Origin of the sequence: Mycobacterium alsense (assembly GCF_002086635.1) — a bacterium.
GTDB lineage: Bacteria > Actinomycetota > Actinomycetes > Mycobacteriales > Mycobacteriaceae > Mycobacterium > Mycobacterium alsense.
Genome location: NZ_MVHD01000012.1, coordinates 90918 through 111685, shown reverse-complemented (window position 1 = coordinate 111685; position 20768 = coordinate 90918). Strand labels below are relative to the sequence as shown.

At 65.7% G+C, this 20768-nt stretch carries 21 protein-coding genes; 13 read left to right on the top strand and 8 right to left on the bottom strand.

The features are described 5' to 3' along the window. Nucleotides 1-16 precede the first annotated feature (16 nt). Nucleotides 17-1198 carry an acyl-CoA dehydrogenase gene (locus tag BST11_RS10030; RefSeq protein WP_083137825.1) on the bottom strand — a complete coding sequence of 394 codons (1182 nt, stop codon included), beginning with the start codon at nucleotides 1196-1198 and terminating at the stop codon, nucleotides 17-19. Between the two features lie 200 nt (nucleotides 1199-1398). Here BST11_RS10030 and BST11_RS10025 point away from each other — a divergent pair, with 200 nt between their 5' ends. The 12 genes from BST11_RS10025 to BST11_RS09970 all read left to right on the top strand — a co-directional run bounded on the left by BST11_RS10025 (nucleotide 1399) and on the right by BST11_RS09970 (nucleotide 13250). Beyond that, nucleotides 1399-1590, top strand: coding sequence for a ferredoxin (locus BST11_RS10025; RefSeq protein WP_083137824.1), 192 nt, complete (start codon nucleotides 1399-1401; stop codon nucleotides 1588-1590). Between the two features lie 22 nt (nucleotides 1591-1612). Further along, nucleotides 1613-2527, top strand: a complete 915-nt coding sequence (locus BST11_RS10020) for a 3-oxoacyl-ACP reductase (RefSeq protein ID WP_083137823.1) — start codon at nucleotides 1613-1615, stop codon at nucleotides 2525-2527. A 237-nt stretch (nucleotides 2528-2764) separates the two neighbouring features. Next, nucleotides 2765-3529, top strand: coding sequence for an MlaE family ABC transporter permease (locus tag BST11_RS10015; RefSeq protein WP_083137821.1), 765 nt, complete (start codon nucleotides 2765-2767; stop codon nucleotides 3527-3529). A 7-nt stretch (nucleotides 3530-3536) separates the two neighbouring features. Continuing rightward, nucleotides 3537-4379, top strand: a complete 843-nt coding sequence (locus BST11_RS10010; protein ID WP_083137819.1) for an MlaE family ABC transporter permease — start codon at nucleotides 3537-3539, stop codon at nucleotides 4377-4379. 16 nt (nucleotides 4380-4395) lie between these two features. Next, nucleotides 4396-5598, top strand: coding sequence for an MCE family protein (locus BST11_RS10005; protein WP_083137817.1), 1203 nt, complete (start codon nucleotides 4396-4398; stop codon nucleotides 5596-5598). Next, nucleotides 5598-6650 carry a virulence factor Mce family protein gene (locus tag BST11_RS10000; RefSeq protein WP_083137815.1) on the top strand — a complete coding sequence of 351 codons (1053 nt, stop codon included), beginning with the start codon at nucleotides 5598-5600 and terminating at the stop codon, nucleotides 6648-6650. The genes BST11_RS10005 and BST11_RS10000 overlap by 1 nt, the downstream gene beginning before the upstream one ends. Nucleotides 6651-6657: 7 nt before the next feature. Next, entirely contained in the window at nucleotides 6658-7722 is a 1065-nt protein-coding gene (locus BST11_RS09995; RefSeq protein ID WP_142276281.1) for a virulence factor Mce family protein, read from the top strand. Then, nucleotides 7719-9149: a virulence factor Mce family protein gene (locus BST11_RS09990; RefSeq protein ID WP_083137813.1), complete on the top strand. Its 1431-nt coding sequence runs from the start codon at nucleotides 7719-7721 to the stop codon at nucleotides 9147-9149. The genes BST11_RS09995 and BST11_RS09990 overlap by 4 nt, the downstream gene beginning before the upstream one ends. Beyond that, nucleotides 9146-10312 carry an MCE family protein gene (locus tag BST11_RS09985; protein ID WP_083137811.1) on the top strand — a complete coding sequence of 389 codons (1167 nt, stop codon included), beginning with the start codon at nucleotides 9146-9148 and terminating at the stop codon, nucleotides 10310-10312. Before BST11_RS09990 ends, BST11_RS09985 begins: the two co-directional genes overlap by 4 nt. Nucleotides 10313-10324: 12 nt before the next feature. Next, nucleotides 10325-12046 carry a virulence factor Mce family protein gene (locus tag BST11_RS09980; RefSeq protein ID WP_083137809.1) on the top strand — a complete coding sequence of 574 codons (1722 nt, stop codon included), beginning with the start codon at nucleotides 10325-10327 and terminating at the stop codon, nucleotides 12044-12046. 11 nt (nucleotides 12047-12057) lie between these two features. Continuing rightward, nucleotides 12058-12750, top strand: a complete 693-nt coding sequence (locus tag BST11_RS09975; RefSeq protein WP_372509678.1) for a mammalian cell entry protein — start codon at nucleotides 12058-12060, stop codon at nucleotides 12748-12750. Beyond that, the gene (locus BST11_RS09970; protein ID WP_083137806.1) at nucleotides 12750-13250 is read left to right on the top strand and encodes a mammalian cell entry protein; all 501 of its coding nucleotides are present in this window, start codon (nucleotides 12750-12752) and stop codon (nucleotides 13248-13250) included. Before BST11_RS09975 ends, BST11_RS09970 begins: the two co-directional genes overlap by 1 nt. Nucleotides 13251-13275: 25 nt before the next feature. Here the strand turns inward: BST11_RS09970 and BST11_RS09965 are convergent, their stop codons facing one another. The 3 genes from BST11_RS09965 to BST11_RS27930 all read right to left on the bottom strand — a co-directional run bounded on the left by BST11_RS09965 (nucleotide 13276) and on the right by BST11_RS27930 (nucleotide 15580). Then, nucleotides 13276-13854 (bottom strand): hypothetical protein, encoded by a 579-nt coding sequence (locus BST11_RS09965; RefSeq protein WP_083137804.1) that lies wholly within the window; start codon nucleotides 13852-13854, stop codon nucleotides 13276-13278. Nucleotides 13855-13933: 79 nt separating this feature from the next. After that, nucleotides 13934-15415: an alpha,alpha-trehalose-phosphate synthase (UDP-forming) gene (locus BST11_RS09960; protein ID WP_083137802.1), complete on the bottom strand. Its 1482-nt coding sequence runs from the start codon at nucleotides 15413-15415 to the stop codon at nucleotides 13934-13936. After that, a complete protein-coding gene (locus BST11_RS27930) occupies nucleotides 15416-15580 on the bottom strand; it encodes a hypothetical protein (protein WP_169834898.1) in 165 nt (54 codons plus the stop codon). A gap of 101 nt (nucleotides 15581-15681) precedes the next feature. Between BST11_RS27930 and BST11_RS09955 the strand changes: the two genes are divergently transcribed. Continuing rightward, on the top strand, nucleotides 15682-16611 hold the full coding sequence (locus BST11_RS09955) for an enoyl-CoA hydratase (protein WP_083137800.1): 930 nt from the start codon (nucleotides 15682-15684) through the stop codon (nucleotides 16609-16611). Between the two features lie 116 nt (nucleotides 16612-16727). Here the strand turns inward: BST11_RS09955 and BST11_RS09950 are convergent, their stop codons facing one another. The 4 genes from BST11_RS09950 to BST11_RS29255 all read right to left on the bottom strand — a co-directional run bounded on the left by BST11_RS09950 (nucleotide 16728) and on the right by BST11_RS29255 (nucleotide 20668). Beyond that, on the bottom strand, nucleotides 16728-17273 hold the full coding sequence (locus tag BST11_RS09950) for a hypothetical protein (protein ID WP_083137798.1): 546 nt from the start codon (nucleotides 17271-17273) through the stop codon (nucleotides 16728-16730). A 34-nt stretch (nucleotides 17274-17307) separates the two neighbouring features. Continuing rightward, nucleotides 17308-17682, bottom strand: coding sequence for a DUF3060 domain-containing protein (locus BST11_RS09945; protein WP_083137796.1), 375 nt, complete (start codon nucleotides 17680-17682; stop codon nucleotides 17308-17310). A gap of 699 nt (nucleotides 17683-18381) precedes the next feature. Continuing rightward, nucleotides 18382-20040, bottom strand: a complete 1659-nt coding sequence (locus BST11_RS09940; protein ID WP_158086783.1) for a 3'-5' exonuclease — start codon at nucleotides 20038-20040, stop codon at nucleotides 18382-18384. 88 nt (nucleotides 20041-20128) lie between these two features. Then, nucleotides 20129-20668 (bottom strand): DUF4352 domain-containing protein, encoded by a 540-nt coding sequence (locus BST11_RS29255; RefSeq protein WP_083137792.1) that lies wholly within the window; start codon nucleotides 20666-20668, stop codon nucleotides 20129-20131. Between the last annotated feature and the right edge of the window lie 100 nt (nucleotides 20669-20768).

Here is a 20768-nt window from a genome sequence, read left to right as displayed (position 1 = left end):
TTATATATAGAGCGGCTCAGCGGTTGGCCCGGGGCAGTCCCATCGCGACCATCCCGATGATGTCGCGCTGCACCTCGTTGGTGCCGCCGCCGAACGTCAGGATCAGGCACGCGCGGTGCATCCGCTCGACCCGGCCGCGCAGCAGCGCGTGCGGCGAATCCTGGCGCACCGTGGCCGCGGTGCCCAGCACCTCCATCAGCAGCCGGTAGGCCTCGGTGGCCAGCTCGGTGCCGAACACCTTGGCGGCCGACGCGTCCGCCGGAGACAGGGTCTCGCTGGACGACGACGCCAGCTCCCAGTTGATCAGCTTGAGAACCTCGGCCTTGGCGTGCACGCGGGCCAGGTTGAGCTGCACCCACTCGGAGTCGATGAGTCGGGCGCCGCCGTCGTCCTTGGTGTTCTGCGCCCACTCGCGCACCTCCTGCAGCGCCAGGAAGATCGGCTGTGAAGACACCAGGGCGACGCGCTCGTGGTTGAGCTGGTTGGTCACCAGCTTCCAGCCGCCGTTCTCCTCCCCGATCAGGTTGGTCACGGGGACGCGCACGTCGGAGTAATAGGTGGCGCTGGTGTCCACACCGGCCATGGTGTGCACCGGGGTCCAGGAGAAGCCGTCGGCGGTCGTCGGGACGACCAGCATCGAAATGCCGCGGTGCTTCTTGGCCTCGGGGTTGGTGCGCACGGCCAGCCAGACCCAGTCCGCGTAGGCGATCAGGCTGGTCCACATCTTCTGGCCGTTGATCACGTAGTCGTCGCCGTCGCGAACCGCGGTGGTGCGCAGGTTGGCCAGGTCGGTGCCGGCGCCGGGCTCGGAGTAGCCGATGGAAAAGTGCAACTCGCCCGCCGCGATCTTGGGCAGGAAGAACTTCTTCTGTTCCTCGGTGCCGAAAGCCATGATCGTCGGCGCCACGCTGTTGATCGTCAAAAACGGCACGGGCACGCCGGCGACGGCGGCCTCGTCGGTGAAGATCAGCGAGTCCATGGGGGAGCGGTCCTGGCCGCCGTACTCCTTGGGCCAGTTCAGGGTGAGCCACCCGTCCTTGCCCATCTGCGCGACGGTGTCGCGGTACGCGGTGCCGGTCCCGACCTCGCCCTGCGTCGAGGTCAGCGCCTCGCGACGCTCGGGCGTCATGAGCTTGGTGAAGTACGACCGCAGTTCGCGACGCAGCTCCTCCTGTTCAGGGGTGTAACTGATGCGCATTCCCGCCGCCCTCCGGTTCACCTGACACGCTGCAACTCGACCAACGGCTACCCGTTCGCCACCCCGGTTGTAACACGTTCTAGTCTGGGAATCCAGCGACCATTCCCCCTGAGGCATCGGGCCTCTATGGTGTAGCTAGTTTTAGCCGAGGGCCGATGGGGCGGGTGCTCAGGCCCTAAGCCAGGCTCGAGGAGGGTGCCGTGCGGGTGATCGTCGATCGTGATCGTTGTGAAGGTAACGCGGTGTGCATGGGAATCGCACCCGACATCTTCGAATTGGACGACGAAGACTACGCCGTCGTGAAGACCGATCCGATTCCGCCCGACCGGGAGCAGCTGGCCGAGCAGGCGATCGCGGAGTGCCCGCGCGCGGCCCTCCTGCGCGAAGACTGACCAGACTAGAGGTATTCATAAATTGACTAGCAGCACGAACGCGACCGATCTGTCCGGCAGGGTCGCGGTGGTCACCGGTGCGGCCGCGGGGCTGGGTCGCGCCGAGGCCCTCGGCTTAGCCCGGCTGGGCGCCACCGTCGTCGTCAACGACCTCGCCGCGGCGCTGGACTCCTCCGACGTCGTCGACGAGATCAACGCGACCGGTTCGAAGGCCGTCGCGGTGGCCGGGGACATCAGCCAGCGCTCGACGGCCGACGAACTGGTTGCCACCGCCGACGGGCTGGGCGGGCTGGACATCGTGGTCAACAACGCCGGCATCACCCGCGACCGGATGCTGTTCAACATGTCCGACGAGGAATGGGACCTCGTCATCGCGGTGCATTTGCGCGGACACTTCCTGCTGACGCGCAACGCCGCTACCTACTGGCGGGCCAAGGCCAAAGAGGCCGGCGGCACCGTCTTCGGCCGGATCGTGAACACCGCCTCGGAGGCCGGGCTGGTGGGACCGGTGGGGCAGGCCAACTACGGCGCGGCCAAGGCGGGCATCATTTCGCTCACGCTCACGGCCGCGCGGGCGCTGGGCCGCTACGGGGTGTGCGCCAACGCGATCTGCCCGCGGGCGCGCACCGCGATGACGGCCGACGTGTTCGGCGCGGCGCCGGAGATCGAACCGGGCGGCGTCGACCCCCTGTCGCCCGAGCACGTGGTGAACCTGGTCAAGTTCTTGTCCTCGCCGGCCGCCGCGGAAGTCAACGGTCAGGTGTTCATCGTTTACGGCCCGCAGGTGACGCTGGTCGCCGCGCCGACCGCCGAGCACCGATTCGAGGCGGACGGGCCGGCGTGGGAGCCCGGCCAGCTCAGTGGCGCGCTCCAGGAATACTTTGCTGGACGTGATCCGGAGCGGAATTTTTCCGCCGTTCACCTGATGGAGCAATGAGTATCGAGATAGGTCGTTTGCGGGGGAAACGGCAAATAGAACTTGTTTCAGATTGAAGCAATAGCACTACCTCTGACCTGGACAAATTAACGGTTCGGATACAGAAATGGTGTTCATTGACACCGCGAAGTTCTTCTGGGTTAATATGAGCCGGCTCACACGGAGCCAGCACTGACCGACGACGACATGAAGGCGACATCAAGGCTTCGCCGCGAGCCGCAGAGGGGGGCAACGGAGTTGATCCAACAGCTTGCGGTTCCCGCTCGCGCGGTCGGTGGGTTCTTCGAGATGATGATCGACACCGGGCGTGCCGCTTTTCGTCGGCCATTCCAACTGGGTGAGTTCCTCGAGCAGACCTGGATGATCGCGCGCGTGTCGCTGGTGCCGACGCTGCTGGTGTCCATCCCCTTCACCGTCCTGGTGGCGTTCACCCTCAACATCCTGTTGCGCGAAATCGGCGCGGCCGACTTGTCGGGCGCGGGAACGGCATTCGGCACCATCACCCAGCTGGGCCCGGTGGTGACCGTGCTCGTCGTGGCCGGCGCCGGCGCCACCGCGATCTGCGCCGATCTGGGCGCGCGCACCATCCGCGAGGAGATCGACGCGATGCGGGTGCTCGGCATCGACCCGATCCAGCGGCTGGTGGTGCCGCGCGTGTTGGCCTCCACGGTGGTCGCGCTGCTACTCAACGGCTTGGTGTGCGCCATCGGCCTCTCCGGGGGCTACGTGTTTTCCGTCTTCCTGCAAGGCGTCAACCCGGGCGCCTTCATCAACGGGCTGACCGTGCTCACCGGGCTGCGCGAGTTGGTCCTGGCCGAAGTCAAAGCGCTGCTGTTCGGCGTGATGGCCGGGCTGGTCGGGTGTTACCGCGGCCTGACGGTCAAGGGCGGGCCCAAGGGCGTCGGGAACGCCGTCAACGAAACCGTCGTCTACGCCTTCATCTGCCTGTTCGTCATCAACGTGGTGATGACCGCCATCGGCGTGCGGATTACGGCCAAATGAGCGGGCCATGAGCTACGACGTCACCTATCGGCTCCGCAACCTGGCAGCAAGGCTGCAGGGGCCGATTGACGACTTCGGCGAACAGGCGCTGTTCTACGGCGAGACCCTGCGCTACGTCCCCAACGCGCTCACCCGGTACCGCAAGGAGACAATCCGCAACATCGCCGAGATGACGCTGGGCGCGGGGGCGCTCGTAATGATTGGCGGCACGGTCGGCGTCGCGGCCTTCCTGACGCTGGCCTCCGGGGGCGTCATCGCCGTGCAGGGCTACTCGTCGCTGGGCAACATCGGCATCGAGGCGCTCACCGGATTCCTGTCGGCGTTCCTCAACGTCCGCATTGTCGCGCCGGTGATCGCCGGCATCGCGCTGGCGGCCACCATCGGCGCCGGCGCCACTGCCCAACTGGGCGCCATGCGGGTGTCGGAGGAAATCGACGCCGTCGAGTGCATGGCGGTGCATTCGGTGTCCTACCTGGTGTCCACCCGGCTGATCGCCGGCCTGATCGCGATCATCCCGCTCTATTCGCTGTCGGTGCTCGCGGCCTTCTTCGCCGCCCGCTTCACCACGGTGTACATCAACGGGCAGTCGAAAGGGCTCTACGACCACTACTTCAATACCTTCCTCATACCGTCGGACCTGTTGTGGTCGTTCCTGCAGGCCATCGTGATGTCGATCGCGGTCATGCTGGTCCATACGTATTACGGCTACAACGCATCTGGCGGTCCAGTAGGCGTCGGCATAGCGGTCGGCCAGGCCGTGCGGACCTCGCTGATCGTCGTCGTCGTCATCACCTTGTTCATCTCACTCGCCGTGTACGGCGCGTCCGGCAACTTCAATCTTTCTGGGTAAGGGGCCCGCAAAGAATATGGCACAAGGCGTTTCGCGACGGTCAACGGTCCGGCTGGCAGCAGCGCTGCTGGCCGCTTTGATTGTGGCCTTCGCCGCCGTGACGTACCTTTCCTACACAGCGGCTTTCGCCTCGACCGACACCGTCACCGTCTCGTCGCCGCGCGCCGGGTTGGTGATGGACAAGGGCGCCAAGGTCAAGTACCGCGGCATCCAGATCGGCAAGGTCACCGGCATCGACTACTCCGGCGACCAGGCCAGGCTGACGCTGGCCATCAACAGCGACCAGATGCACTTCCTTCCCTCCAACGCGACCGTGCACATCGCGGGCAACACCATCTTCGGCGCCAAGTCGGTGGAATTCATTCCGCCCCAGGCGCCTTCGCCGACCTCGCTTCGACCGGACGCGCACGTGCAGGCGTCGGCGGTGCAGCTCGAGGTCAACACGTTATTTCAGTCGCTGATGAATCTCCTGCATAAGGTTGACCCGGTCGAGCTGAACGGGACCCTGAGCGCGCTGGCCGAAGGGCTGCGCGGCCATGGTGACGACTTCGGCTCGCTGCTGGCCGGACTGAATACGCTGACGCAGCAATCCAACCCGAAGTTGCCCGCGTTGCAGCAGGACTTCCGCAAGGCCGGCATCGTCACCGAGACCTACGCCGACGCCGCCCCAGACCTGAACACCGCCTTCGACAACCTGCCCACGATCAACAAGACGGTCGTCGACCAACAGAAGAATCTCAACGACACCCTGCTGGCGGCGATCGGCCTCGCCAACAATGCCTACGAGACGCTGGAGCCTGGCGAGCAGAACTTCATCGACGCGATCAACCGGCTGCGCGCCCCGATCAAGGTGGCCCACGACTACTCGCCCGAACTTGGCTGCATCTTCGCGGGGATCGATCGCGGCATCAAGGAATTCGCGCCGTTGCTCGGTGGCAACAAGGCGGGCCTGTTCACATCGTCGAGCTTCGTGTTGGGCGCGCCGTCGTATACGTATCCCGAGAGCCTTCCGATCGTCAACGCGTCGGGCGGCCCGAACTGCCGGGGGCTGCCGGACATTCCGAGCAAGCAGCACGGCGGGTCGTTTTTCCGCTCCCCGTTCCTGGTCACCGACAACGCCAACATCCCGTACGAACCGTTCACGGAGGTGCAGTTCGACGCGCCCTCCACGCTGCAGTTCCTGTTCCACGGCGCGTTTGCGGAGCGGGACGACTTCTGATGGCGGTTTCGGGAATGCCTTCGCACCGGTCGATGGTGATCAAGGTCAGCATCTTCGCGGTGGTGATGCTGCTGGTGGCGGCGGGCCTGGTGGTGGTTTTCGGTGACTTCCGGTTCGGCGCCGAAAACGCCTATCACGCAACCTTTATCGACGCATCGCGGCTGAAGGCCGGCCAGAAGGTGCGCATCGCCGGTGTGCCGGTGGGTTCGGTATCCGGCATCAAGCTCAACCCGGACAACACCGTCGACGTGAAGTTCGGGGTCGACCGGCGCTACACGCTGTACTCGTCGACACGCGCCGTGATTCGGTACGAGAACCTGGTCGGCGACCGCTTTCTGGAGATCACGTCCGGGCCGGGGGACCTGCGTAAGCTACCGGCGGGGGGCACCATCAACTCCCAGCACACCCAGCCCGCGCTGGACCTGGATGCCCTGTTGGGCGGGCTGCGGCCAGTGCTCAAAGGCCTGGACGCCGACAAGGTCAACACCATCAGCAGCGCGGTCATCCAGCTGTTGCAGGGCCAGGGCGGCGCGCTGTCCAACGTGCTGGCCGACACCAGCGCCTTCTCGTCGGCGCTGGGTAAGCGCGACCAGCTCATCGGCGACACGATCACCAACCTCAACACGGTGCTGGGCACCGTCGATCAAAAGAGCGCGCAGTTCTCGGCCAGCGTCGACCAGCTGCAGCAGCTGATCACCGGGCTGGCCCAGAACAAGGACTCGATAGCGGGCGCGATCCCGCCGCTGGCGTCGACGGCGACGGATCTGACTGAGCTGCTGAAGAATTCGCGCCGGCCACTGCAGGGCGTCCTGGAAAACACCCGGCCCCTGGCCACCGAGCTGGACCGCCGCAAGGACGAGGTGAACAACGACATCGAGCAACTGGGTGAGGACTACCTGCGGCTGTCCGCGCTCGGCGCCTATGGAGCCTTCTTCAACATCTACTTCTGCTCGGTGACGATCAAGATCAACGGACCCGCCGGCGGTGACATTCGGATTCCGATGGGTGGCCAATTGGACCCCAGCAAGGGGAGGTGCGCTTTTGCCAAATGAGGGAGGAGTGCCAAGCACGCAGCGGCGTGAACCGGACCCGTTGCGCACCGGCATCTTCGGTGTGGTGCTGGTGGTCTGCGTCGTGCTGATCGCGTTCGGGTACGCGGGCCTGCCGTTCTGGCCGCAGGGTAAGACCTACGACGCGTACTTCGCCGACGCCGGCGGCATCACGCCCGGCAACGCCGTCTACGTGTCGGGCTTCAAGGTCGGCAAGGTGCAGTCCGTCGGACTGGCGGGGGACAGCGCCAAGGTGACCTTCAGCGTCGACCGGCACGTCCGGGTCGGGGACCAGTCGTTGGCCGCGATCCGCACCGACACCATCCTCGGTGAGCGTTCCATTGCGGTGACTCCCGGCGGTGGCGGCACCGCGACCACCATCCCGCGCAGCCGGACCACCACGCCGTACACGCTCGCCGGCGCGCTCGAGGACCTCGGCCAAAACGCAAGCAATCTGAACAAGCCCCAGTTCGATCAGGCCCTCAACGTCCTGACCGATACGCTGCGCGACGCGACGCCCGAATTGCGCGGGGCCCTGGACGGGGTGACGTCGCTGTCGCGCACGCTGAACCGCCGCGACGAGGCGCTGCAGGGCCTGCTGGCGCACGCCAAGTCGGTGACGGCGGTGCTGTCGCAGCGGGCGGGCCAGGTCAACAGGCTCGTCGACGATGGCAACCAGTTGTTCGCCGCGCTCGACGAGCGCCGCGCCGCGATCGGCCAGCTGATCTCGGGCATCGACGACCTGTCACAGCAGATTTCCGGCTTCGTCGCCGACAACCGCAAGGAGTTCGGCCCCGCCCTGAGCAAGCTGAACGTGGTGCTGGCCAACCTCAACGAGCGCCGGGACTACATCACCGAGGCGCTCAAGCGGCTGCCCGCGTACGCGACGACGCTGGGCGAAGTCGTTGGCTCCGGACCGGGATTCAACGTGAACGTCTACAGCGTGCTACCCGCGCCGATGCTTGCGATGGTGTTCGACTTCTTCTACCAGCCCGGCAAGCTGCCGGCCAGCCTCGCCGACTACCTGCGCGGGTTGATTCAAGAACGCTGGATCATCAGGCCGAAGTCACCATGATGCAGCGAATCGCGGGCAGCCGGGGGCTGCGCTACACCATCATCATCGCGCTGGTGGCGATGTTGGTGGGGGGCGTGTATGTGCTGTCGTCGCAGGGCAATAACCGCACCGTCATCGGCTACTTCGCGTCCGCTGTCGGCCTGTATCCCGGTGACCAGGTCCGCATCCTCGGGGTGCCGGTGGGTTCGATCGACACGATCGAGCCCCGGCCCTCCGACGTGAAGATCACCATGTCGGTGTCCAAGGACGTGAAGATCCCGAAGGACGTCAAGGCCGTCGTCATGTCGCCAAACCTGGTGTCGGCCCGGTTCATCCAGCTCGCTCCGGCATACACCGGCGGGCCCGCGTTGCCCGACGGCGCGAGCATCGACCTTGACCGCACCGCCGTCCCGGTCGAATGGGACGAAGTGAAAGAGTCGCTCACCCAACTTGCCGTCCAATTGAGTCCCGCTGCAGGACAAGGCCAGGGCCCATTGGGCGCCGCGATCAATCAGGCTGCCGACACGCTGGACGGGAAGGGCGACTCCTTCCACAACGCGCTGCGGGAACTCTCGCAAGCCGCCGGACGGCTGGGGGATTCGCGCGGCGACATCTTCGGCACGGTCAAGAATCTGCAGGTGCTGGTGAACGCGCTGTCGGCAAGCAACGAACAGATCGTGCAGTTCGCCGGCAACGTCGCATCGGTGTCGCAGGTCCTCGCCGACACCTCGCGCCACCTGGACAACACCTTGGGCACGCTCAATACGGCCCTGTCGGATATTCGCGGTTTCCTGCACGAAAACAACTCGACGATCGTCGATACGGTCAACAAGCTCAACGACTTTGCGCAGACGCTCAGCGACCAGAGCGAGAACATCGAGCAGGTGTTGCACGTGGCCGGTCCCGGCATCGCCAACTTCTACAACATCTACGACCCGGCGCAGGGCACGTTGAACGGCCTGTTGTCCATACCCGAGTTCTCAAACCCGGTGCAGTTCCTCTGCGGGGGGTCCTTCGAAACGCCTGCCGGACCCAAGGCGCCCGAGTACTTCAAGCGCGCCGAGATCTGCCGGGAGCGGCTGGGCCCGGTGCTGCGCAGGCTCGCGGTGAACTACCCGCCCGTGATGTTCCACCCGCTCAACACGATTACCGCGTACAAAGGCCAGATCATCTACGACACCCCGGAGACCCAGGCCAAGGCGCAAACGCCCCTTCCCGAGCTGACCTGGATACCGGCCAAGGGTGCGCAAACCTCGTCGCCCGGCGCGCAAAACCCGACGGATCTGCAGGCCCTGCTGGTCCCGGCGGCACCGCAGACCGGCCCCGCGCCGGGCCCGGCGCCGACCGCCGCGAACCCCGGTCCCGGGAACGCGTTCGGACCGCTGCCCGGCCCTCCGCCGAACCAGGCGCCCCCCGCGCCGGCGGCCGACCTGGGCGGTGGCGGATGAGGCGAATCTGGCTGCGCGGCAGCGTGTTAGCGGTGGGCAGTGCGCTGCTGGCCGGTTGTCAATTCAACGGTTTGAACTCACTTTCGATGCCCGGTACGGCCGGTCACGGCAGTGGCGCATACACGATCACCGTCGAAATGCCCGACGTGGCGACCCTGCCGCAGAACTCACCGGTCATGGTCGACGACGTCACCATCGGCAGTGTCTCGGGCATCTCGGCCGAGCAGCGGGCCGACGGATCCTTCTATGCGGCAGTGAAACTGGCGCTGAACAAGAATGTGGTACTGCCGGCAAACGCGACCGCGACCGTCGCCCAGACCTCGTTGCTGGGTTCGTTGCACATCGACCTGGCAGCGCCCAAGGGCAAGCCGGCGACCGGAAGGCTGGTCAATGGATCGAAAATTGCGCAGTCCAGCACCGGCCGATTTCCCACCACCGAAGAGGTGCTTTCAGCCTTGGGCGTGGTCGTCAACAAGGGCAATCTCGGGGCGCTGGAAGACATTACAAACGAGAGCTATCAGGCCTTCGCCGGACGCCAGGACCAATTCGTCGACCTGATCCCCAGGCTGGCGGAGCTGACGGCGGGGCTCAACCGGCAGGTCAACGACATCATCGCAGCGGTCGACGGATTGAACCGATTCTCGGCCACGCTGGCGCGTGACAAGGTCAACCTGGGTCGGGCACTGGACACGCTGCCCGCGGCGATCGGCGTGCTCAACAAGAACCGGGGCCACATCGTCGACGCGTTCGCCGCGCTGAAAAAGCTTGCGAGGGTGACCTCGCACGTGCTGGCCGAAACCAAGACGGACTTCGCCGAAGACGTCAAGGGCCTGTACTCGGTTGCGAAAGCCCTGAGCGACAACCGGAAAAACTTCGTTACGTCGATGCAGATACTGCTGACGTTCCCGTTCCCCAACTGGGGCATCAAGCAGGCGGTGCGTGGCGACTACCTGAACGTGTTCACCACCTTCGACCTCACCCTGCGCCGCCTTGGCGAGACCTTCTTCACGACATCGTATGCACTCGATCCGAACATGATGCACATGAACGAGATCCTCAACCCGCCCGATTTCTTGACCGGCGAACTGGCCAACCTTTCCGGACAGGCGGCCGACCCCTTCAAGATTCCGCCCGGCACGGCTTCGGGTTCCGAGGGGCAGTAGGGGGCGCCGCAGATGCTCGACAAACTGACCAGGGTCCAGCTCGGTATTTTCGCGGTCATCACCGCACTCACGCTGAGCGTGACCGCCATCTTCTATCTGCGCCTGCCCGCCACGTTCGGCATCGGGACCTACGGCGTCAGCGCCGATTTCGTCGCCGGCGGCGGGCTATACAAGAACGCCAACGTGACCTACCGCGGCGTCGCGGTCGGTCGGGTGGAGTCGGTGGGGCTGAGCCCCAACGGCGTCGTCGCCAAAATGCGGCTCAACAGCGAGACTCCCATTCCGTCGAACGTCACCGCCACCGTGAAGAGCGTATCGGCCGTCGGTGAGCAATACATCGATCTGGTGCCGCCGGGCACGCCGTCTTCGGCCAAGCTGCACAACGGATCCCGGATCGATCGGCGGAATACCCGGATCGGCCAGGATGTCGCGGCGCTACTGAAGCAGTCCGAGACTCTCGTCAACAGCCTCGGCGACACCCGGCTGCGCGAACTGCTGCACGAGACGTTCATCGCGGCCAACGGTTCGGGTCCCGAGCTGGCCCGGCTGATCGAGTCCGCCCGCGTACTGGTGGACGAGGCCAATGCCAATTATCCGCAGGTCTCGCAGCTGATCGACCAGGCCGGCCCGTTCCTGCGGGCACAGATTCGCGCCGGCGCCGACATCAAGTCGCTGTCGGATGGGTTGGCGCGCTTCACGTCCGAGGTGCATCAGGCCGACCCCCAGCTGCGGTCGACGCTGGCCACCGCCCCGGACGCGACCGATGAGGCCAGCACCGCGTTCTCCGGCATCCGTCCGTCGTTTCCGGCGCTGGCCGCCAGCCTGGCCAACCTGGGCCGGGTGGGCGTCATCTACCACAAGTCGATCGAGCAGCTCCTGGTCGTCCTGCCCGCGTTGTTTGCGGCGATCGTCACCGCGGCTGGCGGTACTCCCCAGGATGAGGGCGCCAAGCTGGACTTCAAAATCGATCTCAACGATCCGCCGCCGTGCTCCGTCGGATTCCTGCCCCCGCCACTACAGCGCACGCCGGCCGACGAGACGTTGCGCGAGCTACCCAAGGACATGTATTGCAAGGCCGCCCAAAACGATCCGAGCACCGTACGCGGTGCCCGCAACTATCCGTGCCAGGAGTTCCCGGGAAAACGGGCGCCCACAATCCAGCTGTGCCGTGACCCGAAGGGCTTTGTGCCGGTTGGCCGCAACCCGTGGCGCGGGCCGCCCGTCCCCTACGACACGCCGGTGACCAACGGGCTGAACACGTTGCCGCCCAACAAGTTCCCATATATTCCGCCGGGTGCCGATCCCGATCCCGGCACGCCCATTGTCGGGCCACCCCCGCCCGGCGTGATGCCTGGGCCCGGGCCGGCGCCACATCAGCCGGCGTTTGTTCCGCCGCCGCCCAATGACAGCGGGCCGCCGCCGGGTAACCCGTCGTGGAATCCTCCGGGATACCCGCCGCTGCCACCGCAGCTGCCGTACCCCAAGTGGCTGCCGCCGCCGCCTCCGCCGGAGGGGATTAATCCTCCGCCGGTGGGTCCGGGACCGGAGAAGCCGTGGGGGCCGCCACAGGGCCCGCAGCCGCAGGCCAGCGGCCCGGCCTACACCACCTACGACCAGCGCACCGGCGCCTTTGTGGATCCCGCAGGCGGCCCTGGTATGTTCGCGGCCGGCGCCACCGGCGCGTCGAGCGCCGAGAACTGGGTGGACCTGATGCTCGACCCAAGGCCTCTTTGATTGGCGATGTTGTGACTGAGGAACACACGACGACGCAGCGTGTCCGTCGCCGGGCATTTCGTGCGGCCGGCCCGGCGACGGGCGAGTCCCGGGGAGTCGTTCCGGTTACGGCCGAAGTTCCGGCCGCGCCCAAACCGGCGACGTCGGCCAAGGCCGTCAAACCCGTGAAGCCGCCCCCGCGGCGGCAGGCTCACCGGCTTCTAGTCGGATGCGTCGCGTTTGCAGTCGCGCTGTTGGCGATCGGTGGGTTGGCCGGCTGTTTGGCTTTTTTGGTAATGCAGCAACGCCACGCCAATGCGCAGCAAGCGCGCGACCAGCGTTTCGTCGACACCGCGACGCAGATGGTGGTCAATATGTTCAGCTACAAGCAGGACAACGTCGACGAGAGCGTGAACCGCTTCTACGACGCCACCAGCGGCCCGCTGCGCGGAATGCTCGGCGCCAACAACAACATTGAGAATCTCAAGGCGCTGTTCCGCTCCACCAACGCGACGTCGGAAGCCGTCATCAACGGCGCCGCCCTCGAGGGCATCGATTCGGTTACCGACAACGCATCCGTGCTCGTGTCGGTGCGGGTTACGGTTGCCGACATCGACGGAACCAACAAGCCGTCCATGCCGTATCGGCTCCGGGTCATCGTCCATGAGGACGAGGCCGGGCACATGACAGGCTACGACCTGAAATATCCAGACGGGGGCAACTGATGCGATGGCCTCGGTTTTCGAGGTGGTTGATCGCCGTCGTCGGCTCTCTGTCGGTCGCCGGCGTCATCGGATTGTCCGCGGCCGCCGGCTGGTTCTATTGGGATCGCGCGGAGACTCGCGCCGAACAGCAGGCGCGTGCCGTGTTGCCGCAGCTGGCGGCTAAGGAGATTCCCCTTGTCTTCGCCTACGACTACCAGACCGTTGAGCGTAGCCTCGCCGAGGCGTATCCGCTGCTGACGCCTGAGTATCGTCAGGAGTTCCAGAGGAGCGCCAACGCGCAGATTATCCCGGAGGCCAAGAAGCGCGAGGTCGTCGTCCAGGCGAACGTGGTGGGCGCCGGGGTTATGACGGCGAAGCGGACTTCCGCCTCGGTGATGGTCTATTTGAACCGCACCGTGACCGATAAGTCCCGCCAACCGCTCTACGACGGCAGTCGGTTGCGCGTGGACTTCAAGAAGGCCGGCGACAAATGGCTGATCGCGTACATCACGCCGATCTAGACGGGCCGCTGCGTCTCGCTTTCGATCAGAAGCACATCGCAATGTCGTTGCATCGCAAGGGATAACGTTCGGCGGGACTCGGCGGCGGACCGGCGAGTGCCAACGAAAACGGCTGCTTGCTCATCGACGGCTCCAAGCCGCATTCGGCGCCATGCAACGTGGTGTGCGTCCCGGCGAGCGTCTCGTTATCGAAAGCGTAAGTCTCAGTGGATGCCGCAGTCCCGCCGCCCGGGCACGACACGCCGTCGGGCTTGTCGATCTGGAACGTCCAGCGTTGGCTGACCAGTCGTGCCCGGCCGGCATAGTTCTGCAATTTGTCCGCGGCGGAGATTTTCTCCGATGTGTAGCTGGCGATGTTCAAGATGCAGAAGTTCGCCATGATGTCGGGGTTGTCGTAGTCCTTGTAATAGCGGCTCCCGTTCACTTGATCGCAGAGCGCGTTGATCTGCCACGTCACGCCGGACACGCCGTCCTGGTTGAAGGAGTAATTGCCGTCCGCTGGTGGCGCGACCGCATGCGCCGGCGTGCCGGATTCCAGTGCTACACCGATAGCAATGGCCGAAAAGATTCCGGCCCCGGCGGCGAGTCCGCGACGAAGGTTCACGACATCCCTCCATTCATGCTGCATCGAGTATCACAGCGTTTCATTCGAAATGCCATGGGTTTTGGCGCGCCAAATGCCGCTAACCAGCGCGCTGCGGATGCGACTCCGCGAGGGCGTCGAGGAATGACCGCGCCCAGCGGTCGACGTCGTGGGCGAGCACCTGGCGGCGCAGCGACCGCATTCGGCGCCGGCCCTCCTCGTCCGACTGGTTGAGCGCCGCCTCGATCGCGTCCTTGACCCCTTCGAGGTCGTGCGGGTTCACCAGGTACGCCTGCCGCAGTTCGGCGGCGGCGCCGGTGAATTCGGACAGGACCAGCGCGCCGCCGAGGTCGCTGCGGCACGCGACGTACTCCTTGGCCACCAGGTTCATTCCGTCGCGCAGCGGGGTGACCAGCATGACGTCGCCGGCCACGAAGAACGCGACGAGTTCGTCGCGGGGTACGGGACGATGCAGGTAGTGCACCACCGGATGACCCACCTCGGCGTACTCGCCGTTGATGTGGCCGACCTGGCGTTCGATGTCGTTGCGCAGGGTCTGGTAGCTCTCGACGCGTTCGCGGCTCGGGGTCGCCAGCTGAACCAGCACGGTGTCGTCGCGCTTGGCGCGGCCCTCGGCCAACAGTTCGGAGAAGGCCTTCAGGCGAACGTCGATGCCCTTGGTGTAGTCGAGCCGATCCACGCCGAGCAGGATCTTGCGGGGGTTGCCCAGCTCCGCGCGCAGCTCCCGCGCGCGGCGCCGGACGTCGCGGTGGCGGGCCTTGCGGTCAAGGTCGGCGGAGTCGATCGAAATGGGAAAGGCGCCCACCCGGACCGTGCGCGACCCGAGGTCCACCTCGCCGTAGCGTGATCGCACCCCGACCGATCCCCGGGAGGTGTTGGCGCCGATCAACCGCCGCGACAGGAACAGGAAGTTCTGGGCGCCGCCGGCCAGATGGAAGCCCACCAGGTCGGCGCCGAGCAGGCCCTCGACGATCTCGGTGCGCCACGGCATCTGCATGAACAGCTCCACCGGCGGGAACGGGATGTGCAGAAAGAAGCCGATGGTCAGGTCGGGCCGCAGTTCGCGCAGCATCGCCGGCACCAGTTGCAGCTGGTAGTCCTGCACCCACACGGTCCCGTCCCGCGCGGCCGCGCGCGACGTGGCCTCGGCGAAGCGGCGGTTGACATCGACGTAGCGGTCCCACCATTCGCGGTGGTAGATGGGTTTGACGATGACGTCGTGATACAGCGGCCACAGCGTGGCGTTGGAGAATCCTTCGTAGTACTCGGCGACGTCGTCGGTGGTCAGCCGTACGGGGTGCAGGTGCAGGTCGTCCTGCGCGACGGGCTCGTAGTCGAGGTCGTCGTCGTCATCGGCGACCCCCGGCCAGCCGACCCAGGCGCCGCGGCGGCGGCGCAACAGCGGCTCCAGCGCGGTGACCAAACCCCCCGGGCTGCGCTTCCACCCGGTGGTGCCGTCGGGAAGCCGCTCGAGGTCGACCGGCAGCCTGTTGGCGACCACCACGAAGTCGGAATCGCCGAAGCGGGTGTTCTTCGGCTTCTGGCCTCCCTTGGAAGCCATTTAGGTGTCGTGCTTTGCCGGCCCAATACCGAGCATGGACAGGAAAACGCGGCACTCGTCGGCGTCGGTCGCATAGGCGGCGACGACTCGCCTCGCCTGGCGCGCGGTGCTGTCGGCCAGCGGCTCGACGTCGCCAAGTTCGCCAGGGTCAGATTTCGTAGGCATGACATAACTGTAGGCCAAGCGCGTGACCCGAGAGCGACCCGCTTACAGACGGGCCGTAATGTGTAAACCACGCGGATCTGACGACGAACGAGGTGGGCGGAATGACACTCTCCGACCAAGCCGGCGCGCAGGCCGGCTCTGACGCGGCCGACGCCGGGGCGCTGGTGACCTATGAAACCCTCGACGAGGGTCGCATCGCGCGGATCTGGCTGAACAGGCCCGACGCCCACAACGCGCAGAGCCGCGGCCTGCTGATCCAGCTCGACGAGGCTTTCCTGCGCGCCGAGGCCGACGACACCGTGCGGGTGGTGATCCTGGCGGCGCGCGGCAAGAATTTCTCCGCCGGCCACGACCTCGGGTCGGAGCTGGCGATCGCGGAGCGCAGCCAGCTGCCCAGCTTCCGCATCAACGGCGGGACCCGCGATCCCATCGCGGAGAAGATCTACCTGCAGGAGTGGCACTACTTCTTCCAGAACACCTGCCGCTGGCGCGATTTGCGCAAGATCACCATCGCCCAGGTGCAGGGCAACGCGATTTCGGCGGGCCTGATGCTGATCTGGGCCTGTGACCTGATCGTGGCGGCCGACAACGCGAAGTTCAGCGACGTCGTGGCCGTGCGCCTGGGGATGCCGGGCGTCGAATACTACGCCCACCCTTGGGAATTCGGGCCTCGCAAGGCCAAGGAGCTGCTGTTGACCGGCGATGCGCTGGACGCCGACGAGGCCTACCGGTTGGGCATGGTGTCGAAGGTGTTCCCCGTCGACGAGCTCGCGGACAAGACGCTGGAATTCGCGCGGCGCATCGCCGATCGGCCCACGATGGCGGCGCTGCTCGTCAAGGACTCGGTGAACGCGGCCTCCGACGCGATGGGATTCACCGAGGCGCTGCGGCACGCGTTCCACATTCACGAGCTGGGCCACGCGCACTGGGCCGCGCACAACGAGAACAGGTACGCGGTCGGCCTGCCGCCCGACGTCGAGGACTGGCGCGACGCCAAGCCCACGCAGATCGCCCGCCGCGATACGCCATAGCGTGACCCATGGGCACATGCGCCCCATGCGTCCCTGCAGGAGTCGGCATTTGTTGTGCCCACCTAGCAGCGACAGACGGTTTTGGGCGCCCCGCCGTGCGAAACCTAGCGGCAGCGTCAGAGATTCCACTGGGCCAGGTGATAACCCGTCTTCTTGTCCAGCAGGACCACGGTGGAAACCGGGTCGCGGTAGGCGTCCCAATACACTTCGCCGCGCACGATTGCCCCGTTCGGCGCGTTGACGAGCACGTTGTCCAGTGCGTCGGGCGCATCGGACGCCCGTGGTTTGTAGGCGTCGGCGAACGGCGTCACGCCGTCGAAGCTGAAGTCCGTCGCCATGATGTGCGGGTTGGGCACCCGGATCGCATGGACCGTCACGTCGGCGCGGTTGGGGGTGCTGCCGGGGAAGCTTTTGATCGGGACGCCGCTGCGGGTGTAGCCGAATCCGGGGGGCGGGTCGCAGGGGGTCACACTGCTGACGGTGACGTCGGCGATGTAGGTGCCGGTGTCCACCCGCAGGGTGTCTCCGATGTGGCCGATCGGCGCGTCGCCGGCCCACGCGCGCGGCGCGGATACCACGCCGACACCCGCGGCGGCGACGAGAAAGCCGGTTAGGGCGAGTGCGGCCAGCCGGGACGGGCTGTCGGTGCAGTGATCGCGCATTGATCCTCGACTCCCTTCGGGTGGTTGCGGTCCCTCAGCCCACTTGCTGGAGCCGGTTGGTCATGCCCAGTTCGCGCCCGCGATCCCAGAGGATCGGGTCGCCGCTGTGATAGAACACCGTCTGGTCGTAGCCGTACACGGTGATGTCGTGGGTGACGGAGTCGGCGACGACGGTGTTGCCCGATCCCATGACCGTCACAGCCCAGCAGTTGCCCTTGGCGTTGATGACGTTCGAGGTGCCGTTGACGATCAGGGTGGCATCGTTGCAGTCCAGCGTCTGCTCCACGCCCTGCCCGGTGATGTGGGTGTCGCCGTTCTTCGCCTGCGCCACCGGCGGCTCGGCGGCGGTGGAGGCGGCGACGGCGATGGCACAGGTAATTAGCGGCCCCGCGACAGTCGTCCAGTTCACTGCGGGCCCCTTTCGAGACGGGTCAAATTTGCTCGAATGAGCCTACGTGCATTCCCACCTTCTGGGTATGGGGGTGAAGCGTGGCCGTCGGCAGATTCTCAATCTTCAAACAAACCAGTCAGAAATTATCGAAAGGACCGGAGCGAAAGACATTCTGCGGCAACAGATGCCGGCGCTACCATTGCTCACCGCGGCGCGCGGCGCAAATTATTTGCATTTTGTAGCATCTGCAGGTTGAGGCGCGACCTCGTCCGGATCTCTGGCCGCGACGAGCGGAAAGGTAAGGATGTGACAGTCAACTCTCTTGCTTTCGGGATGGCCGCAGCCGCTGCCGGAGCCGCGTTTAGCCCTTGCCGCCGACGAAACGGTTACTCACCTACGACCGAGCCTGCGGACTCCAACGGCGGCCTGGGGCCTGATCGGGGCTGCGGCCGTCTACCCGCTGTCGCGGCGGCGCCTGGGCATCGATAAACGCGAGGCCGTAACGCTGATAGGGGCCTGTGCTGCGGCGGCATCGGCGGCGAGCATGCCCAACAACCGGGCGCAGCGGCTGCTCGGTGCCGGTTGGGTCGCGCACGCGATCTATGACGCCGCATTCACCGACGATGCGAACACCACCAGACTGCCGAACTGGTATGCGCCATTCTGCGCCGGCGTAGACGTCGCGATGGGTGTACGGCTCGCAATGCGACACCAGCTTCACCCCCCGAGGTCTCCCACGAGTTCCGACTTTCTCCAGACGGGTCGCCAGTAGGCGTCAGCCTCGGTCTCGCGCTGGTGACGCGCAGCGGCGAACTCATCTAATTCCCGCTGGCGCGCAGACGCTTTCCGCTCGGCTTCGCGAATCGCTTCGCTAAGCCGAACCGACGCGTGCGAAGGATCAAGGATCGGGATGCCCAGTTTGCGGGCGGACGTGTGTCGGGCGTCGCTCGACCCGGGCGTGGTAGTGGCAAGCCATTGAACGGTTTTCGTGACGTGCACGGCGAGCTTGGCACCATGGGATTCCGCGCGTTCACGCAGCGCGACAATCTCGGGATCTTCACCGACAATTGCCACTCGAAGCGCGCGGAGGTATCGCGCCTCGGGTGGGGGTTCGGGTTCCGAGCATGCGGCAATCACGGCATTAACGTCTGATGCCAGGTCCGTCAGGCCCAGGGCATCGGCCAGCAGGTACATCTCTCGGCGTCGCAGCGGCGTCAAGGCAGCCCACGGCCTATCCTTCTCTTCGGCGAAGGCGGTGTCCCAAGCTTGCCGATGAATCTGCCGAAGCCGGGTACCCGTCACGCCGGTCGCCATGGCTAGTCGGGCCAAATCGGAGGCCTCTTGCATCGTGAGCCGACCGTCGTGGACGGATTGGTCGAGCAGCGTCCGGTAGCTCTGGATTGCGCGTGGATCGCCCCTCCGGGTTCTCGTTGATTGAGGAAAAGAGGCCAGAAGGTCGGCCATTGATGCGCGCACGAGAGGAACTGGGCGGCAGCTGATCTGGCAGGTATCGAGCACCGGTGAAGGCGCAGCGACGCGCGGTTCCTGTGTGAAGTAGAGAGGAGACGGCGCGTTGCGCAGGAGCCAGAGCAGAACCTCTTTTACCGCGCGGGCGTCACCCAATGCCGTGTGGCCGTGATGTGCCCATTCGCCAGTCGCGGTTTTGTACATCGCTGGCAAGCCAAAAGCTCGGCCGTCGAGATGGCGCCGACACGTCTCCAACGTGCAGACGCCGACTGCGTCCGGGAGGCGGATCCCTGCCCGCCACGCGGCGACCGAGAGAAAGCCCCCCTCGAATGCGAAGTTGTGGGCGACCAGCACCGTCCCCGAAATAAAGGAGAAGGCCTCTCGGAGCACGTCTTCGATGGGCGGCGCGCCGACGAGATCGCTGTCCAGGATGCGGTGCACGCCGATTGCTTCTCGGCTCGAGCCTGGATTGTTCACCAACGTGGCGAACTCGTCGATGGTTCGTCCGTCGGCCGAGAACTTGACGAGTCCGATCTCAACGATGCGGTCAGTCTCGGGATTGAGGCCGGTCGTCTCCAGATCTACGACCGTGAAGATCGCCTGTTCCGCCGGGAACGGAGTGTTGCTGGTCGTGAGACGCGCGCAGGGAATTGCCGGGTAGCGACGACGCGGCTTGACGCCGAGAGGCGGCCGCCTCTCTGCGACGTCAGTCGGCGAGTTCGAGTCAGCCCGTTGAGAGTTGGGGACCACCCAACCGACGAATGCTACGGCCAGGAATGCAAGCCACGACAGTTCGAACACCCACCCGACAGCCGAGCGCGCCGCGGATGGGTTGCCGGCGCCTAGGTGGACGGCGATGTAGGTGCCACACCACCAGGGCCATGCCGACGCGCAGATCGCCGACGCCAAAAGCAAGACAATTGTGCTGCCGCCTCCGAAGGACGAATTTCGCCTGCGTCGTGATGAGCTAGGTGACACGCGGGGCCGCCAGGTCTCATTAATCTGCGAAACCCGTTCGGGACGACGCGGTAACCCCCGGAAAGGCACGGCCTAGCGCTGACCACGCGCCGTCGCGCGCAAAGCTCGACTCTGATTGATGTGGGGACGGAAACGCGACACCGACTCCCGGCGACGTGGACGAGGCATGCAACTCCAACGCACCCCATGCTGGGGTTTCCGCCGGCACCTCGAACGACAACACCACCGACAGGCGGGCACCGGGAACGACGGTGACCTGGCTTGTCGCCGCCCCCGATAACGCTGCACCGTTAGCGACTTTGAAGGCGACGCCGTCAACCATCAGCTTTTGATCGGCTGCCGAAAACACCCTCGGCTCAGCGCCGGTGTTCGTCACCGTCAGGCGAGCGTTGACGAACACACTCTTCGCAGTCGTCGGGCCGCAAGGATTAGTAGGGTTCCCAACGACCTCGGACCGATCGACCGATGTCAAAAGGAACACAAAGTCATCGTCGATGGCCGGCTGTCCCAAGCGAACTAGACGAAAACCCGCTGCCCGGGCGTGAGGTGAATCCGTCACCGCCGGCGCGCGCGCAGTGCCAACATGCCGGAAAGAGGGGCAATCGTTGCCGCCGCGGCGGCGCCGAGCCGTCCGAACCTACGCTGGCACCGCCGTCTGC

What these genes read in the sequence shown, in the direction of transcription:
- BST11_RS10030 (WP_083137825.1), bottom strand. Translation starts at nt 1,198, where the DNA reads ATGCGCATCAGTTACACCCCTGAACAGGAGGAGCTGCGTCGCGAACTG.
- BST11_RS10010 (WP_083137819.1), top strand. Translation starts at nt 3,537, where the DNA reads ATGAGCTACGACGTCACCTATCGGCTCCGCAACCTGGCAGCAAGGCTG.
- BST11_RS10005 (WP_083137817.1), top strand. Translation starts at nt 4,396, where the DNA reads ATGGCACAAGGCGTTTCGCGACGGTCAACGGTCCGGCTGGCAGCAGCG.
- BST11_RS10000 (WP_083137815.1), top strand. Translation starts at nt 5,598, where the DNA reads ATGGCGGTTTCGGGAATGCCTTCGCACCGGTCGATGGTGATCAAGGTC.
- BST11_RS09990 (WP_083137813.1), top strand. Translation starts at nt 7,719, where the DNA reads ATGATGCAGCGAATCGCGGGCAGCCGGGGGCTGCGCTACACCATCATC.
- BST11_RS09985 (WP_083137811.1), top strand. Translation starts at nt 9,146, where the DNA reads ATGAGGCGAATCTGGCTGCGCGGCAGCGTGTTAGCGGTGGGCAGTGCG.
- BST11_RS09980 (WP_083137809.1), top strand. Translation starts at nt 10,325, where the DNA reads ATGCTCGACAAACTGACCAGGGTCCAGCTCGGTATTTTCGCGGTCATC.
- BST11_RS09970 (WP_083137806.1), top strand. Translation starts at nt 12,750, where the DNA reads ATGCGATGGCCTCGGTTTTCGAGGTGGTTGATCGCCGTCGTCGGCTCT.
- BST11_RS09960 (WP_083137802.1), bottom strand. Translation starts at nt 15,415, where the DNA reads ATGGCTTCCAAGGGAGGCCAGAAGCCGAAGAACACCCGCTTCGGCGAT.
- BST11_RS27930 (WP_169834898.1), bottom strand. Translation starts at nt 15,580, where the DNA reads ATGCCTACGAAATCTGACCCTGGCGAACTTGGCGACGTCGAGCCGCTG.
- BST11_RS09955 (WP_083137800.1), top strand. Translation starts at nt 15,682, where the DNA reads ATGACACTCTCCGACCAAGCCGGCGCGCAGGCCGGCTCTGACGCGGCC.
- BST11_RS09950 (WP_083137798.1), bottom strand. Translation starts at nt 17,273, where the DNA reads ATGCGCGATCACTGCACCGACAGCCCGTCCCGGCTGGCCGCACTCGCC.